13 protein-coding genes are annotated in these 14,054 nt (G+C 66.0%); 2 read left to right on the top strand and 11 right to left on the bottom strand.

Going from position 1 to position 14,054, the window contains the following annotated elements; all coding sequences use genetic code 11:
• From VFW45_03125 to pilB, 5 genes are all read right to left on the bottom strand, one after another.
• Positions 1-1,341, bottom strand: a 1,341-nt coding sequence (locus VFW45_03125) for a sigma-54 dependent transcriptional regulator (GenBank protein HEU5179756.1), incomplete at its 3' end; no start/stop codon positions are given.
• The gene (locus VFW45_03120) at positions 1,326-3,008 is read right to left on the bottom strand and encodes an ATP-binding protein (protein HEU5179755.1); all 1,683 of its coding nucleotides are present in this window, start codon (positions 3,006-3,008) and stop codon (positions 1,326-1,328) included. The genes VFW45_03125 and VFW45_03120, both read right to left, overlap by 16 nt.
• A gap of 25 nt (positions 3,009-3,033) precedes the next feature.
• Positions 3,034-4,236, bottom strand: coding sequence for a type II secretion system F family protein (locus tag VFW45_03115; protein HEU5179754.1), 1,203 nt, complete (start codon positions 4,234-4,236; stop codon positions 3,034-3,036).
• A gap of 21 nt (positions 4,237-4,257) precedes the next feature.
• Positions 4,258-5,379 (bottom strand): type IV pilus twitching motility protein PilT, encoded by a 1,122-nt coding sequence (locus VFW45_03110; protein HEU5179753.1) that lies wholly within the window; start codon positions 5,377-5,379, stop codon positions 4,258-4,260.
• Positions 5,380-5,412: 33 nt separating this feature from the next.
• The gene (gene pilB / locus VFW45_03105; protein HEU5179752.1) at positions 5,413-7,131 is read right to left on the bottom strand and encodes a type IV-A pilus assembly ATPase PilB; all 1,719 of its coding nucleotides are present in this window, start codon (positions 7,129-7,131) and stop codon (positions 5,413-5,415) included.
• A gap of 254 nt (positions 7,132-7,385) precedes the next feature.
• On the opposite strand from pilB, the gene VFW45_03100 reads away from it, so the two are divergent.
• Positions 7,386-8,534, top strand: coding sequence for a glycosyltransferase family 87 protein (locus tag VFW45_03100; GenBank protein HEU5179751.1), 1,149 nt, complete (start codon positions 7,386-7,388; stop codon positions 8,532-8,534).
• On the top strand, positions 8,531-9,664 hold the full coding sequence (locus VFW45_03095; protein ID HEU5179750.1) for a hypothetical protein: 1,134 nt from the start codon (positions 8,531-8,533) through the stop codon (positions 9,662-9,664). The genes VFW45_03100 and VFW45_03095 overlap by 4 nt, the downstream gene beginning before the upstream one ends.
• 10 nt (positions 9,665-9,674) lie before the next feature.
• On the opposite strand, the gene VFW45_03090 is transcribed toward VFW45_03095, so the two are convergent.
• The 6 genes from VFW45_03090 to VFW45_03065 all read right to left on the bottom strand — a co-directional run bounded on the left by VFW45_03090 (position 9,675) and on the right by VFW45_03065 (position 14,012).
• Complete coding sequence (locus tag VFW45_03090) at positions 9,675-10,469, bottom strand: metallophosphoesterase family protein (protein ID HEU5179749.1); 795 nt, start codon at positions 10,467-10,469, stop codon at positions 9,675-9,677.
• Positions 10,438-10,962 (bottom strand): shikimate kinase, encoded by a 525-nt coding sequence (locus VFW45_03085; protein ID HEU5179748.1) that lies wholly within the window; start codon positions 10,960-10,962, stop codon positions 10,438-10,440. Before VFW45_03085 ends, VFW45_03090 begins: the two co-directional genes overlap by 32 nt.
• Positions 10,963-10,976: 14 nt before the next feature.
• Complete coding sequence (accC, locus tag VFW45_03080) at positions 10,977-12,341, bottom strand: acetyl-CoA carboxylase biotin carboxylase subunit (protein ID HEU5179747.1); 1,365 nt, start codon at positions 12,339-12,341, stop codon at positions 10,977-10,979.
• An 8-nt stretch (positions 12,342-12,349) separates the two neighbouring features.
• Entirely contained in the window at positions 12,350-12,832 is a 483-nt protein-coding gene (accB, locus tag VFW45_03075) for an acetyl-CoA carboxylase biotin carboxyl carrier protein (GenBank protein ID HEU5179746.1), read from the bottom strand.
• Positions 12,833-12,940: 108 nt separating this feature from the next.
• Complete coding sequence (locus tag VFW45_03070) at positions 12,941-13,297, bottom strand: roadblock/LC7 domain-containing protein (protein HEU5179745.1); 357 nt, start codon at positions 13,295-13,297, stop codon at positions 12,941-12,943.
• Position 13,298: 1 nt separating this feature from the next.
• Positions 13,299-14,012, bottom strand: a complete 714-nt coding sequence (locus tag VFW45_03065) for a tetratricopeptide repeat protein (protein HEU5179744.1) — start codon at positions 14,010-14,012, stop codon at positions 13,299-13,301.
• Between the last annotated feature and the right edge of the window lie 42 nt (positions 14,013-14,054).

The following is a 14,054-nucleotide window of genomic DNA, read 5'->3' as shown; positions in this document are numbered from 1 at the left end:
ATAGCGGAAGGAGCGGAAGCTCATCCCCAGCAGCTCGGCCGCCCGCGTCTGCACGCCGTTGGTGCGGGCCAGCGCCTCGCCCATGAGGCGCTCGCGCAGCCGCTCCAGCTGCGTCTCCAGATCGATGCTCCCCTCCCCCAGGACCACGGGCAGCGCCGAGGGGGAATCGGGATGGGACGCCACCTCCCGGTTGAAGCTCCCGGGCAGGATGCGATCGCTCGCCTCCAGGGCCACCGCCCGCTCGATCACGTTCTCCAGCTCCCGCACATTCCCGGGCCAGGAATAATCGAGCAGCTGGCGCATCGCCTCCGGAGAGATCTCGCGGATCCGCTTGCCCATGATCTTAGTGTACTTGGCCAGGAAGTGGCCCGCCAGCACGGCGATGTCCTCGCGCTTCTCGCGCAACGGCGGCATCTTCACGGCGATGACGTTGATGCGGTAGTAGAGGTCCTCGCGGAAGCGCTTCTCCCGCACCAGCGCCTCGAGGTCCTGGTTGGTGGCCGTGATGATGCGGACGTCGACCTCGATCTGGTCCGTGCCCCCGACGCGCCGGATCTGGCGCTCCTGCAGGACCCGGAGGAGCTTCACCTGCATGGCCGGGGAGGTGTCGCCAATCTCGTCCAGGAAGATGGTGCCGCCGTCGGCCACCTCGAACAGCCCCTTCTTGGTGGCCACCGCCCCGGTGAAGGATCCCTTCACGTGGCCGAACAGCTCCGATTCCAGCAGCTCGTCGGGCAGTGCTCCGCAGTTGATGGACACGAACTGGCGCGTCCGCCGCGGGCTGCGCCGGTGGATGGCGCGGGCCGCCAGCTCCTTGCCGGTGCCCGACTCGCCCCACACCAGCACGGTGCTGTTGGTGGGAGCGACCCGGTCCAGGATCGCCTTGACCTGCTCCATCGCGGGGCTCTCACCCACCAGATCGTCGAACCTCGAGGTCTCCTTCAGCTCGCGCTTGAGCAGGGTGTTCTCGGTCTCCAGACGTCGCTTCTCCAGCGCGTTCTTCAGGACGATGCGCAGCTCCTCCACGTCGAACGGCTTGGTGATGTAATCGTAGGCTCCCAGCTTGAGGGCCTCGATGGCCGATTCGGTGGAGGCATAGGCGGTGATCAGGATCACGATGCAGTCGGGCTGCGTCTCCTTGGCGGTGCGCAGGACGTCCACCCCGGAGCCGTCGGGCATGGAGATGTCCGAGATGACCAGATCGTAGGCGCCGCGTGCGATCAGGTCGCGCGCCTTGCCCGCCGACTCCGCCGCGTCGACCTTGTACCCCTCGTTCTTCAGCATGATCGAGAGGAGGTCGCGCATCCCCTTCTCGTCGTCGACGATCAGTATCCGGTCCAAGTCTCCCCCTGGGCCCGCGGGCGCGATGCCGACTGCCCGCGCGGCAATAGAATCTGAATCTCGGTTCCCGACCCGCGCCGGCCCTTGATGCGGATCCGTCCCTGGTGCTCCTGTACGATGCGATAGACGATGGCGAGGCCCAATCCGGTCCCGTGCTGGAACGATCCGTGAAAGGGCTGGAAGTTCTTCTCGACGTCCCCGGCGGGCATGCCGACCCCTTCGTCGGCAAAGCTGACCAGGACCTGCTGGTCGACCTCGCCCAGCGCCTTGACCGTCAGCGTCCCTCCTTCGGGCATCGCCTTCAGGGCGTTCTTACTCAGGTTCCAGAAGACCTGGCGCATGCGGTTCGCGTCCACCGTGACCGGGATGTGCTCGGGATGGAACTGGGTGCTCAGCTTGTGCGCGGGTGAGAACTCGTCGCTGTTGCGCAGCAGCTTCAGCGACTCGGAGAGCAGCAGCGCGAGATCGACCTGCTCCGGCGTGAAGGGGCCCGGCTTGGCGAACAGCAGGAAGTCGCGGATCGCCTGGTCCAGGCGCCGGGACTCCTTGAGGATGATTCCCATGAGCTCCGCCTGCGAGGAGCCGGCGGGCAGGTCGCGCTTGAGGAACTGCACCGAGCCGCTGATGGCGCCCAGCGGGTTGCGCAGCTCGTGCGCCATCCCGGCGGCCATCTCGCCCAGCGCCGCCATCCGCTTCTTGAGCGAGACTTCCTCCTCCAGGACGCGGATGTCGGTCAGGTCCTGGAAGATGAAGATGAGCCCGAGCGGCTGCTCCTCCTTGTTCTTGAGCACCGAGGCGGTGAACCCGAGGAACAGCGACCGCCCCCTCCGGTCCGTGAACTCGCGCTCGAAGCGGTGCCGGTTGGCGCCCTCGAGGCGGCGGCGCACCTCGTCCAGGAAGGCGCCGTCGGCTCCGAGCAGCCCCACGAGGTCCTTGCCGGAAAGCTCGTCGATCCCGCATCCCGTGATCTCGCAGGCGGCGCGGTTACAGTAGGTCACGCGCCCCCCCAGCGTCGTGGTGATCAAGCCGCTGTTGATCGAGGTAAGAATGTCCTCGTTGAAGGCTCGCAGCTCCGCCAGGTCGTTCTCCCTCGCCTCCAGGCTCTCTCCGGTCTTGCGCAGCACTTCGGAGACGTGCGAGCTCAGGTAGGCCACGGTGAGAAAGGAGAAGAGGTGCGAGAACAGCAGATAGAGGATGCGGCGCTCCGACAGATCGACGTCCTGCAGGCCTCCCGGCGGATAGACCGGCAGGATCCTGAAATAGAGGCATTCCAGCAGCACGGCGTACAGGATCCACGCGGCCACTGCCGCCAGGAAGCCGCCGCGCCGGAACAGCAGGAGCGACGCGGTGATGACGACGATCAGGTAGAGGAACGACAGGGGGCTCTCCGAGCCCCCGGTCGCATAGACCAGCCCCGTGACCAGCCCCAGATCCCCCGTGAGCTGCGCCGCCAGGAAGACGCGGCTCTCCCCGAGGACTCGGTAAGTGGCCGCGTAGGCCACCGTCATCAGGTAGGTCAGGGCACCGAGGAAGTAGAAGGGCCGCAGCGGCACCTCGGGACGGAACACCAGCTCGATGATGAACGTGAAGACCAGGAGCGTGGTCACCACCACGACCCGGTACGTCATCAGGCTGATGACCGGCCTTCCCTCGCGGCGCCGTTCCATCAAGCGGCTCTCCTCTCCTCATGGCTCAGTTGATCTTGCCGATGAGGCTGAACATCGGCATGTACATGGAGATGACGATTCCGCCGATCATGACGCCCAGGAAGACGATCATGACGGGCTCCAGCAGCGACATCAGGTTCTCCACGGCCTCGTCCACCTCGTCCTCGTAGAAGTCGGCGATCTTGCTGAGCATGGCGTCCAGCGCGCCCGTCTGCTCTCCGACCGAGATCATCTGGATGACCATGGGCGGGAAGACGTCGGTCTCCTCGAGAGGCTGGGCGATGGTCTTGCCCTCCTCGATGCTCTTGCGCGTCGCCATGATGGCGTCCTCGATGATCGAGTTGCCCGAGGTGCGCGCCGTAATCTCCAATCCGTCGAGGATGGGGACGCCGGACGTGAGCAGCGTGCCGAGGGTGCGGCAGAAGCGCGCCACCGCGATCTTGCGCATGAGGGTGCCGAGGATCGGCATCTTGAGCACCATCTGGTCGATTTGCCGCTTGCCACGGTAGGTCTTGTGGTACTGGAAGACGCCGAAGGCGGCGCCGCCGGCCAGCAGGACCAGCAGCCACATGTAGCGTCCCAGGAATCTGGAAATGGCGATGGTGATACGGGTGGGAAGCGGCAGCTGCGCCCCCAGGCCCTCGAACAGGGCGGCGAAGGTCGGAATGACCTTCCAGAGGATGATGACCACCACGCCCACGGCGATGGTGATGACCGCCGACGGGTAGATCATGGCGGAGCGCACCGCCGCCTGCAGCTTGACACGCTTCTCGATGTAGGAGGACATGCGCTGCAGAATGGTGTCGAGGATACCGCCCGCCTCGCCGGCGGCGATCATGTTGCAGAACAGGTCGTTGAAGACCTTGGGGTGCCTGCGCAGGGAGTCCGCCAGCGTCGATCCCGATTCCACGTCCTGGCGCACCTCGAACAGGACCTTCTGGAAGGAGCGGTTCTTCTGCTGGCCCCCCAGGATCTCCAGGCACTGCACCAGCGGCAGCCCGGCGTCGATCATGACGGAGAACTGCCGCGTGAAGATGGCGATTTCCTTCTGCTTGACGCCGCCCCCCATCTTCGGCAGGGCGATCTCCTTCCCCTTCTCGGTGACCGCGGTGACCAGCACCTGCTGCTTGCGCAGCAACGCCACCACCGCATCCTTGCTGTCGGCGGCGATGACCCCCTGCTGGATGCGTCCGCCTTTCCCCTTACCCTTCCAGGAATACGTCGGCATGGCGTGTCTCCTTGAGTCCCGTTATTTCCTCGCGACCCGTCCCTGTCCGCCCGACGGCGCGTTGTAGATCAGCCCCGCGCCGCGGTTGATCATTTCCTGCAGCTCGTCGGGGTTCGACGAGCGCGACAGGGCGGTGGAGAGCGAGATCTGCTTTTTGAAGTAGAGGGTGGCCAGCGACTGGTTGAAGGTCTGCATGCCGTACAGGAGCTGGCCGGTCTGCATCATGGAGTAGATCTGGTGCACCTTGTCCTCGCGGATCAGGTTCCGGATCGCCGAGTTCGGAATGAGGATCTCCATGGCCAGCGCCCGCCCCTTGCCGTTGGCGCGCGGCAGCAGCGCCTGGCAGATGATCCCTTCCAGGACGAAGGAGAGCTGGGCCCGGATCTGCGCCTGCTGGTGGGCCGGGAAGACGTCGATGATCCGGTTGATCGTCTGGGCCGCGGAGTTGGTGTGCAGGGTGGCGAAGGTCAGGTGGCCCGTCTCCGCGATTCGGAGGGCCGATTCGATGGTCTCCAGGTCGCGCATCTCTCCGATGAGGACCACATCGGGGTCCTGGCGCAGCACGGAGCGCAGCGCGTTGGCGAAGGAATGCGTATCGGCGAACAGCTCGCGCTGGTTGACGATGCAGCGCTTGTGCGAGTGCAGGTACTCGACCGGGTCCTCGATGGTGACGATGTGCTCGGCCCGGTCCATGTTGACCTTGTCGATCATGGCGGCCAGGGTGGTCGATTTCCCCGAGCCCGTCGGCCCGGTCACCAGCACCAGGCCGCGTGGCTTCTCGCACAGCTTGCGCATGACGTCGGGCAGTCCCAGCTCCTCGAATCCCTTGATCTCCCAGGGAATGGCGCGGAAGGCGGCGGCGACGGCGCCCCGCTGGTTGAAGAAGTTGGCGCGGAACCGGGCCAGCCCTCGCACGCCGAAGGAGAAGTCGAGCTCCATGTTCTCCTCGAAGCGGTGTTTCTGCTGATCCGTCAGGACCGAGTAGGCGAGCGTCTTGGTCTCGGGGGCCGTCAGCGGCGGCAGCTGCAGCGGCACCAGCTTGCCGTCCACCCGGATCTGCGGCGGCGAGTTGGTCGTGAGATGCAGGTCGGTACCCCCCTGCTCGACCAGGGTCTTCAACAGCTGGTGCAGCGTCACGGCCATGTCGTCCTCTCCTCCTGGGGTCCGGAAGGCGCCCTAGAGCACCGTCTCCCGCACCACTTCTTCCACGGTGGTCAGCCCGTCGCGGATCTTCCGCAGTCCACTCTGCCGGAGCGAGATCATCCCCTGCTCCAACGCCTTGTTCTTCAGCTCCAGCGAAGACGCGCCGCACAGGATCATCTCGCGCAGCTCGTCGGTAATCTCCATCACCTCGTACAGCCCGACGCGTCCCTTGTAGCCGGTGTTGTTGCACACGGTGCAGCCGCGTCCCTTGAACAGCTTGACGCGCGGGATGTCCTCGGCCGCATAGCCGATGTCGGTGAGCGCCTGCTGCGGCATCTGCACCTCCTCCTTGCACTCCTTGCACAGCCGACGCACCAGCCGCTGGGCGCAGATCAGGTGGACCGAGGTGGCCACCAGGTAGGGCTCGATGCCCATGTTCATCAGCCGGTTGATGGTCGAGGGGGCATCGTTGGTGTGCAGGGTCGACAGCACGAGATGGCCGGTGAGCGCCGCCTTGACGGCGATCTCGGCGGTCTCGAAGTCACGGATCTCTCCGACCAGGATGATGTTCGGGTCCTGCCGAAGGAAGGAGCGCAGCGCCGCCGCGAAATTCAGACCGATCTGCTCCTTCATCTGCACCTGGTTGATGCCGTGCAGGTTGAACTCGACCGGGTCCTCGGCGGTGATGATGTTGGTCTCCGGGGTGTTCACCCGGCTGATCGACGAGTAGAGGGTGTTGGTCTTGCCGGAGCCGGTCGGCCCGGTCACCAGGACCATGCCGTAAGGCTTGAAGATCGCCTTCTCGAACTTGCTGAGCGAGTCGGATTCGAACCCCAGCCGGGTCATGTCCAGCATGAGGTTCTCCTTGTCCAGCAGACGGAGGACGATCTTCTCTCCGAACAGCGTAGGCAGGACCGAGACGCGGTAGTCCATCTCCTTGTTCTTGCCCTGCAGCTTGATCTTGATCTTGATGCGGCCGTCCTGCGGCAGGCGCTTCTCGGAGATGTCCAGCTTGGCCATGATCTTCAGGCGGGAGGTGATGGCGTCCTTGAGCTTCATGGGGGGGTTCATGATCTCGTACAGGACGCCGTCGATGCGGAAGCGGACGCGGAAGTCCTTTTCGTAGGGCTCCACGTGGATATCGGAGGCGCCGCGCTTGATCGAGTCGGTGAGGATCAGGTTCACGAGCCGGACGACGGGGGCCTCCTCGGTGGAGGCTTCCAGCTTCGCAAGATCGACGTCCTCGCTGTCCTCGAGCACTTCCAATCCGGCGGTGTCCTCTGTCTCCGCCATCTCGTCCATGACCTTCTTGAGCTCGAGGGCATGGATCGAGCCGTAGTACTTGTCGATCGACTCCTTGATGGCGACCTCGGAGGCCACCACCGGCTCCACGTTGTAGCCGGTCATGAACTTGATGTCGTCCATGGCGAACACGTTGGTGGGATCCACCATCGCCACGGTCAGGGTGGCGCCGGTGCGGGAGACCGGCAGGATGAGGTATTTCTGGGCGACCTCGGAAGGGATCAGCTTCACGATCGCCTCGTCGAGCTCCATGGTGCGCAGATTCACGGCGGGGACGCCGTGCTGTTGGGACAGGACGCGGGTGATGTCCTCTTCCCTCACGAAGCCGAGCTTGACCAGGTTGAATCCGAGCTTGCCGCCATTCGATCGCTGGTAGTCGAGGGCTTCCTGAAGTTTTTTCTGGGTCAACAGATTTGCTTTGATGAGCATCTCGCCCAGCTTGACGGCCATCGCGTCCCGCGCTCCTGATGATCCGGGCCCTCTTGGCCCGGGTTGCCTGCCAGGTCGACCGCGCTTCCGGTCCGCGCGACGTAAGTCTTTTTAATAAAGTCACTTACACGTATCGCGCGCAGCAGTGAATATAGTGTCGAGGTACAAATTTTGTCAAGTCATAAACATTAGAATGACTATTGATATTGATTAAATTGACAATCTTTGTCTGTACTTCTAGATTACAGGGCAGCCGAAAACACCGGGGAAACGACATGCAAACCGGGAGCATTGCGGAAGGGCGGACGGGGCGCGAGCTGCGGGCCTGGCTCCTGCTGGGGGCACTTTTCGCCGTCGGGATCTTCGCCAGCCTCGCGGGCCGCGAGGTGCGATCCGGCGCCTTCCTGATCGGCGATTGCCCCTATTACGCCTCCACGGCCGTGTCGCTATGGGAGGATGGTGATTTCGATCTCGCCAACCAGCTTAAAGGGGGCCTTGTCGTCCATCAGAAACAGATTGCGCTGGGGCGCGACGGACGATGGCTCCCCAAGCACCCGGTGCTGATGCCGGTGCTCTCGGTCCCCTTCTACGCCCTGTTCGGACTGCCCGGGTTTCTGGTGTTCAACGTCGTCGTAATCCTGTTGCTGGCCTCGGTGGTCTACGCGATCGCGCGAACCTACCTGGAGCCCGGATGGGCGCTGGGGGCCGTCGTGCTCATGTTCGGGACGAGCTTCCTGCGGGAGTATGTCTACAACTATTCTCCCGACCTCCTGTCGACCCTGCTGGTCCTCGGAGGCATCCTCTTGATCCTCAGGCGTCACCCCTTTCCGGGGGGTATCCTGCTGGGAGTCTCGGTCCTGGCGAAGGTGACCAATCTGTTCGTCGCCGCGCTGGTGGTGGGCTTTCTACCCTTCCGAAAGGGGAGACGCGAGACGCTCAAGGCGGCGGCCGGGGTCGTCCCGGGGATGGCGGGGTGGATGCTGCTGAATCTGGCCCTGTTCGGAGGCGCCACGGTGACCGGCTACGACCGCACGCTGGTGCTGCAGGACGGCGTGGCGCAAACCGTCTCCCACAAGGGCTTCTTCGATCTGCCCCTGCTCGAGGGGATGTCGGGTCAGCTCTTCGACCCGAGGGCCGGATTGCTGACCACCTCGCCGATCCTGCTGCTGGCGATCCCCGGGTTCCTGCTGTTCCTGCGCAAGCATCCGTGGGACGGGGCGCTCTTCCTCGGGATTTCGGAGTTCCTGTTCCTGCTGTTCAGCACCTACCGATGGTGGGCGACGAGCCATTACGGCAACCGCTTCCTCATGCTTCCGGTGACACTGGCCTGCGTGCCGATCGGCTTTGCGCTGCAGGTCCTGGTGGAGCGCCTGCGCGACGTCCCGATCCGCCGCCGCGCCGAGGCGGCCTCGGGCAGCCGGTGAGCGCGCGCGACTGGCTCCGGCGCATCCTCCTGCCCTTCCTGCTGACGCGCTCGGCGCTGGTCCTGGTGGGCGTGATGTCGCTCACTCTTCTCGGCTCCGCCCGTGAGCGCATGCCGGGAAACCTGATCGCTCACTCGCCGGCGCCGGCGGCGCTCGAAATCTGGGCGCGCTGGGACGCGGAGTGGTACCTGCTGATTGCCCGCCAGGGCTACCGTGTCGGCGATCAGCTCTCCGGCTATTCGACCGGTTACGGTCCCGCCGACACCACGGGCTTCTTCCCTCTCTATCCGGCGCTCGTCGCCCTGGTGGGAAGATGCGGCTGGAGCCTGGTGGCGGCGGGGGTGCTGGTCTCGAATGTCTCGCTTCTCGCGGCCCTTTCCTTGTTGTTCCTGCTGGTACGCGACGAGATGGGCGAGGATGCGGCAGCCGCCAGCGTGTGGGCCTTGCTGGCCTTTCCCCTGTCGCTCTTCCTGTCGGCGATCTACTCCGAATCGACAGCCCTGGCGCTCACCTTGGGCTGCTTCTTGCTGGCGCGGCGCGGCCGCTGGGGGGCGCTGGCGCTGTGCGGCTTCTTCTGCGCCCTTTCCCGGCCGACCGCCTTTCTGGCAGCCCCCGCCCTGGCGTGGGATGTCCACGAGCGCCGCGGTGGATGGAAAGGGGTCGCGGCTCTGGCCGGGTTTCCGGCGGGAATCGCCGCCTTCAGCCTGGCTTGCCGTCACCTGTTCGGGGATCCCTGGATCTGGGCAGAGCGCCAGCAGCGGTGGCGCGGCACCCTTTCAGGACCCTGGCAGGCGTTCCGCCGCTTTCTGGAGTCGAAGCCGCAGCTCCACGGAGCGCACAACTCGATCCTCGAGCTGGCTTTCGCCCTCTGCTTCCTCGCGCTGCTGCTTCCGGTCCTGCGCCACACGCCGCGATCCTGGGCCACTTTCGCGCTGCTCGCGGTGCTGCTGCCCCTCGGCTCGACCTTGTGGTCCTTCGGCCGGCTCGAGCTGGTGGCCTTTCCCTTCTTTGCCTGGGCTGGATGGGCGATGAGCCGCAACCCCTCGCGCCTCGCGGGCTATCTGGCCTTTGCCGGTCCGTTGGGGGGGCTGCTGATGGCTTTCTTTGCCTGCGGCTGGTGGGCGGGATAAAGAGGCTCTCTCAGACGCCGCGCTCGAGCCTCTGGGCGAGAAGCGGCGGAATTCCGGCTTCGAGGATGCGCAGCTGGGCCTGCTGGATCGGATAGACGACCCGGTGGAACACGGCCTCGCGACGCTCGTCGTCCAACAAGAGGAATGAAGCGCGCGGATCCTCGTCGCGCGGCTGTCCCACCGAGCCCGGATTCAGCAGGAGCCGCTCCCCCGGGCGCAGCGCGACACGCGTTCCATCCGCCGCCGGGAAGACGCGGCTCGTCCCGGAGGCGCTGCGCCGAAAAACGCACGGGATGTGGGTGTGCCCGAAAAGGCAGAGGTTGAAATCGGTCTGCTGGAAGATTTCCGCCGCTTCGGGGACATCGACGACATACTCGTCCTCGTCGCGTGGCGAGCCGTGCACCACGATGCACCCCTCGAGCAGGGGCAACGGCCCGGAAGGCAGGTCGGCGAGGTAGCGCAGGCTGTCCTCCGAAAGGAGCCGGCGATTCATCAGCGCCGCCTGGATGGCGAGGAAGTTGAAGTCTTCCCCGTCCTCGATCCCCGATACGACCCGATCGTGGTTGCCGCGGATGACCACCTCGGGCGCGAGCTCCCGGACTTCCCGCACGACCTCTTCGGGGCTGCCGCCGTAGCCGACCAGATCGCCCAGGACAGCGGCGCGATCGAAGCCGAGATCCCGCGCCGCCGCCAGCGCGGCGCGCGTCGCTTCCCAATTGGCGTGAAGGTCGCTCAGGATCAGGATACGAATGGGAGATCTCCCGGCCGGGTCGTCAGCGCGCGATCCCGAGCCCTTCCATCTCATTTAGGATTCTGCGGGACACCCGGGCGGGGGTCTCCCCGTCGGTGTCCACCGCGATCCGGGCGCATCGGTAGAATTCGGTGCGGTAGCGGTACAGGCTCTCCAGGTCGGCCCTGGCGCCCCACAGAGGGCGGGCCGGCCCGCCGGCGCACCGGCGCACCGCCTCGGCGAGGCTGACCTGCAACCAGACCGAGACGCCCGCCGCCTCCACCAGGCTGCGGTTCGCCTCCGCGACGTAGGTTCCTCCGCCGGTCGCCACCACCAGGGAAGGCATCGATGTCAGCGTAATCAGGACGTCCCGCTCCACGGCACGGAAGCGCGGCTCGCCACCGGAGCGGAAGATCTCGTCGACGCTGAGCCCTTCGCGGGAGACGATGGCGGCGTCCAGATCGGCGAAGCGCCATCCCAAAAGGGCCGCGAGCTCCGCTCCGACCGTCGTCTTCCCGGCGCCCATGAAACCCACCAGATAGATCTGCGCCGGCGCCGGGAGAGCCACTGCAGGAAACCTCGCTAGGAGCCGGCCGCCGCCGCTCGCCCGCCGGCGAGCAGTCGCTCCAGATAATGGGTGGAGATTCGGCCTTCCAGGAAATCGCGATCCGTCATGATGCGCCGCAGCAGCGGAATCGTGGTCTTGATCCCTTCGACCACCATCAGGTCGAGCAGCCGGCGCATGCGTGACACCGACTCCATCCGGGTGTTGCCGTGCGCGATGACCTTGGCCACCAGGGAGTCGTAGTAGGGAGGGATCACGGAGTCGGCGTGCGCCGCGCTGTCGACCCGGACCCCCGGACCTCCCGTCATGTTGAAGGTGCTGATCCGCCCCGGAGAAGGGATGAAGCTCTCCGCGTCCTCGGCGTTGACTCGGCATTCGATGGCGTGTCCCCGGAAGCCGATCTCCTCCTGGCCGTATCCCAGCGGCTCGCCGGCGGCGATCCGGATCTGCTCCTTGACCAGGTCGATTCCGGTGACCATCTCCGTCACCGGGTGCTCGACCTGGATGCGCGTGTTCATCTCGATGAAGTAGAACTTTCCGTCGGGCGCCAGCAGGAATTCGATCGTGCCGGCATTCTGGTAGCGCACCGCGCGGGCCCCGGCGAGTGCCGCATCGGCCATTTTCTTGCGCAGCTTCGGGGTCAGCGCCATGGAGGGCGATTCCTCGACCAGCTTCTGGTGGCGCCGCTGGATCGAGCATTCGCGCTCGCCCAGGTGCACCGCGCTCCCATGCTCGTCGGAGAGAATCTGGAACTCCACGTGGCGCGGATCCTCGATGTACTTCTCGAGGTAGACGTCGGCCACGTCGAACGCCTTCTTGGCCTCGTTCATGGCGGTCTGGATGGCCGTCTTCAGCTCCTCCTCGCTGCGGGCGATGCGCATTCCGCGCCCGCCGCCGCCCGCCGAGGCCTTGACGATCACCGGAAAGCCGATCTTGCGGGCCAGGGCGACGGCTTCGCCTTCGCCCGAGAGGATCCCCCGGCTTCCGGGCACGCAGGGGACGCCGGCCCGCTCCATCAGCTCGCGGGCCTTGGCTTTGTCGCCCATCTGCCGGATCACGGCGGGGGATGGGCCGATGAACTTGATCTTGCAGGCTTCGCACACTTCCGCGAAGTGTGCGTTCTCGGCCAGGAATCCGTAGCCCGGATGGATCGCGTCGGCGTCGGTGATCTCCGCCGCGGCAATCACGCTGCTGATGTTGAGGTAGCTCTCCGAGCTGCGCGGCGGGCCGATGCAGACGTCCTCATCGGCGTAGCGGACATGGAGCGCGTCGTTGTCGGCCTCGGAGTGAACGGCGACCGTGGCGATGCCGAGCTCCCGGCAGGCCCACAGGATGCGCAGCGCGATCTCGCCGCGATTGGCGATCAGGATCTTCTTGAACACGGCGGTCCCTAGGCGGCCGATCCGGGACGGATGCGGAACAGGACCTCGCCGTACTCGACCGGCTGTCCGTTGGAGACCAGGATCTCCTCCACGACGCCGTCGGCGTCCGAATCGATCTCGTTCATCAGCTTCATGGCTTCGACGATGCAGAGAACCTGCCCGGATTTGACCGTGCGGCCCACCTCGGTGAAGGCGGCCGCCTCGGGGCTGGGCGAGCGGTAGAAAGTCCCCACCAGAGGCGATTTCACCTCGTGCAGCGCCGACTTGGCCGCCGCTGCGGGAGCCGGCACGGCCACGGGAGCGGCCGGGGCGACCGACGCCACGGCACCCGGATGAGGCACGGGTGCGGGAGCGGCGGCCGCGAGCGCCGGCGCGACAGCGCGGGAGTCGGCCTTCACCAGCTTGATCTTGAAGCCTTCGCGCTCCAGCTCGAACTCGACGAAATTGCTGTGCGAGATGAAATCGATGAGCTCTTTGATTTCCTTGTCCACGGGAGGCCTCCGCCTGCCTCAAAACGGATGCGCCCCGCCGGAAGCGGGGCGCGGGGGATCACGGCCGTGCAGCGAGAAGGTCCGGAGCGACTCCGGACCCAGGGGCGATCAGGCGAGCTCTCCCTCCAGGCGGCGGGAGGCTTTCTCGAGTTCGTACCGGGCCCGGCCCGTCAGCGCCTGGGGATCCAGCACCAGGCAGAGGTAGTACTCCGGAGTGACGGCGCGCAGCAGCGTCTGGGCTTCCTGGCATTTGAGCAGCAGCTCCTTCGGCAGTCCGTGATCCAGCGCCCGTCCGGTCGCTACCGCGGCCTTGATCAGGGAGGTGACTTCCGCGGCGATTCTCTCCAGGTCGATGCCCGGGCGGAGCCGGAACTCCGCGATCGGGATGCCGTCCACGCCGATCATCGCCGCCCCTTGCGCCTCGTCGACTCCGGAAATCAGTCTTTCCAGAACTTCGGTAAACATATCATCCCCTTTGGATGCCGATCAACCATTGCTGCAGGCCCAGGATGACGCGCTGCCGCGGGTCAGCGGGGGGCGCCGCCGACTTGGGGGCATCCGGCGCCGCGGCCGTCGCCACCGCGCCGCCCTTCTGGATCTCCCGCAGGCGCCGCCGCAGCGCCTGGTTGTCCGGGTCCGCCCGCAGCATGTTCTCGTAGACCCCCACGGCGCGATCCACCAGCCCCTGCCCGAGGTAGATCTCGGCAAGCGTGTTGGTGGCCAGCGCATCCGGCGGAGCCGCGCTGCTGCTCGGGGTGGGCGTCGGCGTTCCGGAGGCCTCCTCCGGACCGCGCTCCAGCTGGTAAACCTGCGCGCGCACGTCGGGATCGTCGGGATAGAAGATCTGCAGCCGGCGAAACGTCTCCAGCGCCTCCGCCCACCGTCCCTGGCTTCGCTGGATGCCCGCCAGGAGCCGGCCCGCCAGCAGGTTGCGCGGCTCGGCTTCCAGCACCGAGCGGAACTCTGCCGCCGCCTCTTCGAGCCGGTCCAGGTCCAGCAGCACGCGTCCCAGGAGGACCTTGGCGGAATGGTAGGTGGGATGGCGCTGCAGCCCTTCGCGCGCCACGCGCTCCGCCTCCACCAGCTTTCCCAGGCGGCGGTACTCTTCCGCCAGCGGCAGGAAGGCGCGGGAGAAAGGCTCGCGCTGCCAGCGTGATCTCAGCTCGTCGACTCGGGTCACCCGCGCTCCACGGCCTTCGCGCCCGGCCGCAATGGGTCTGCT

The sequence above is a fragment of the Candidatus Polarisedimenticolia bacterium genome (genome assembly GCA_035764505.1).
In the GTDB taxonomy this organism is placed as follows: Bacteria; Acidobacteriota; Polarisedimenticolia; order Gp22-AA2; family AA152; genus AA152.
This window is presented reverse-complemented; position numbering and strand designations above follow the sequence as displayed.